Genomic DNA, 635 nt, shown 5'->3' with positions numbered 1-635 from the left:
AGCGCTCGTCGGTCAGGTCCGTTGCCTTGAGCTCGACGGAGAACATCGTGAACCCCTCGAATTTGTATCCCTCCAGGGTTCTCGATGAGTCATAGGCGCTACGGCTTTCGTTTCTGTCGAAGATGACGAGTCCGGAGTCAGTCTTGATCACGTTCTTGAGATAAGGGGCATCGTCCTTGTTGACGGTCTCCTGATTCTCGAACGTGTTTCTCCGTTTCTCGATGAACCGGTCATACATCTGCCGGCTCATCGGCCGGGCGCTGATTTGCGCCTCGTTCACCGTCAGGCTGCTCGAGCTCAAAGGCATGCGCTCGGGCATCTGTAGCTGAAAGCGCCCCACGCACACGGGGCGCATGGTCTGGGTGTAGCCCTCGAGCGTGCGTCGTTCCTGCTCGTTCATCGTCGGTACGCCTCGTTCGTATGCCCCGTAGCCCAATACCAGCAGCGCTATGGCCACGCCGATACCGGCCCGGATCCAGAGTTGTCGGGTCCTCTTCATGGTGTCGTCCTGTGGCGATGAGCTACTGCCACTGTTGCGCCATCTCCAGGATGGCGCCGAGCACGAACCAGCGGGCCTCGGCGTTGTCGTAGGCGGACTGGTGCTCGGTGGCAACGGCCAGGGTGCGCCGGGCATG

Annotated in this window: 1 protein-coding gene; it reads right to left on the bottom strand. The window is 60.8% G+C overall.

The genetic code is table 11. The annotated features are described in order from the left end of the window. A partial coding sequence (locus G7A99_RS23550) for a hypothetical protein (RefSeq protein WP_163144479.1) occupies nucleotides 1–499 on the bottom strand: 499 nt, incomplete at its 3' end. Between the last annotated feature and the right edge of the window lie 136 nt (nucleotides 500–635).

The organism is Arhodomonas sp. KWT (genome assembly GCF_010993615.1).
The sequence above is the reverse complement of the archived record's forward strand: the minus strand, read 5'-3'. Positions and strand labels throughout refer to the sequence as shown.